At 68.5% G+C, this 2109-nt stretch carries 2 protein-coding genes and 1 pseudogene; all 3 read right to left on the reverse strand.

Annotation, left to right across the window (positions count from 1 at the left end):
- Positions 1-190 (reverse strand): annotated as a pseudogene (locus U9977_RS10055) (hypothetical protein); the annotation flags it as partial.
- Between the two features lie 245 nt (positions 191-435).
- Positions 436-1188: a L,D-transpeptidase gene (locus U9977_RS10060; RefSeq protein ID WP_322748946.1), complete on the reverse strand. Its 753-nt coding sequence runs from the start codon at positions 1186-1188 to the stop codon at positions 436-438.
- Between the two features lie 125 nt (positions 1189-1313).
- The coding region (locus U9977_RS10065; protein ID WP_322748947.1) for a hypothetical protein at positions 1314-2109 on the reverse strand (796 nt) is incomplete at its 5' end.

Raw genomic sequence — 2109 nt, forward strand, 5'->3', positions numbered from 1 at the left:
AGTCGTCGGCGTGCAGCGACGTACGGGCGGCCGCCTCCTGAGTCGGGGGCACGGGATCGGTTCCCACCGCGGCCGGACCAGGGACTTTTCCGCCTCCGCAGGAGCTGGTTGCGAGCCCCAGCAGGACGCAGACCAGACCGAGGCCGAGGGCCTGGACCCGCCCGCGCCGCGCCGCCAGCAACGTCCCCATCACCTGTGTACCCCCTGGATGCCGCCGTGGGTTCGGTTCGGCCGTTGCCATGGTCTCCGACAGCGCGAAAATCCATGATCTCTTCACCGCTGGCCTGAGCGCCCACCGGTTGGTCCAGTATGCATCGGTTACGTCGAAGGCCTCCGAACGATGTGAATCCGGTGCTGTCGGAACAGCGCTGGATCCACATCGTTCGCGGCAGCGGTGCCAGCAGCGGTGCCAGCAGCGGTGCCAGCAGCAGTGGATCAGACCGCGATTTCCACCGGGGTACCCAGCGGGAGCATTTTCGCGAGCCTGGTGATGACATCGTTGCGAACCCGGATGCAGCCGTGGCTGACATCCTGCCCGATCAGGTTGGGCTGGTTCGTTCCGTGGATACCGATCACCGGGGCCTGCCCGTCGAAGGAGTCGAGGGTGGTGGAGAACCCGCTGAGCCCGAAGGCGTACGGACCGTAGGCGCCGGCCGGGTTGCGTGGCTGTAGCAACTCGGTCAGGTAGAAGTGACCGCCGGGCGTCGGGGTGTCAGTTGTGCCCACGGCGATGGGCTCGTCCACGACGACCGTGGTCCGGTCATAGACCCGCAGGCGGTGGTCCTTGCGGGCAACCACGATGTGGTAGCTCGTAAGGCTGGCCTTCACCTGGGACGCCTTCACCCAGCCGGTGCTGCCGTTGGGCTCCACCGGCAGCAGGACGTGCCACCAGTTCGGGAGTTTCGCCACCACCAGGAACACCCGCGGAGCACCTGCCGGGTTCGGGCTGTGCAGTTGGGAGGACGCGGTTTTCGCCGTGGGGGTCTTGTAGATGTCCACCACCGCGCCGGTCGCGGTCACGATCGTGTTCATCCCGTCGGCGTTGACGGCGGTCACGGCCGCGAGCTGGCTGCTCACCGGATCCGGAAGGGCTGTCGCGGACGCCTGTGCCTGGGCCTTCGAGCCCCCTCCGCCGCAGCCGGTCAAGGCAACCATGCCGACGACGACGACGATCAGCGCGATCTTCATGCGCCTGCCGGTTGGGCGGTGATCGGTTGGACAATGATCGGTTGGACGGTGATCGGTGGAAACCGACATGGCGGACGCCGCCGGCCCGGGTCCGGGGCGACGGCGTCCGATCAGAGCTGAGGAGGTCATCCCGTGTAGTGAACCTTGTCGGTGACGACAGCCGTTGCCGGGGCTGCTACCGGCGCGGTCGTCGTCGACACCGGCACGGTCCCGCCGCCACCCGCGCCGCTCGTCGAGGTCGCGGTGGGGGACGCCGTGGTGGTGGTCGCGCAGTGCGCGATGGCGAAGGCCGGGATCGCCAGCACGACGTCTCCGGTCTCCACGTCGACTGCGCCCGCGATCACGGCATCGGCCGACGAATCCAGTGAGATGGTCTTGCCGGCCCCGATCGCACCGAAGTTGTAGTTGACGTTGGTGTCGATCCACGCAAAGCCGTATGCCTTGGCGGCGGTGTTCTTGAGCGTCCAGGCAGGGCCCTTCGGGCCGCAGGTGAAGCTGACCACCAGCGGCTGGGGCACCAGGTCAGCCAGGGACACGTCATCCGGCAGCCAGGGAGCGAGATCGACAAGTCGTTTGTCCAGGTCGGTCAGCGGCATTCCGGGAAGCGACGGAAGGCCCGACGGAAGGGACACGCCACCCGGCCGCTTGGTCACCGGTGGCTGGGACGGCAGCGCATCTTGGCCCTGCGGCGGTACCGCGGGCGTCGCACTCCCTACCGACCCGGCCGGCGGCGTCGGGACCGGCGTAGCGGTGTCAACCGCATCCGGTCCGGCCGGTGCCGGCGCGCCAGCAGTTGCGGTGGCTGCGGGCGTTGTGTTCGCTGCGTCGGTGTCGTTTGTCGCCCAGGCCGCAGGCGCGGCCAGCCCGACGGTTATCGAGCCGATTACGCAGGCCAGAGCCAGTCGCGTCCTGCCCAAACGC

This window comes from Protofrankia sp. Cas8 (assembly GCF_963555845.1).
GTDB lineage: Bacteria > Actinomycetota > Actinomycetes > Frankiales > Frankiaceae > Protofrankia.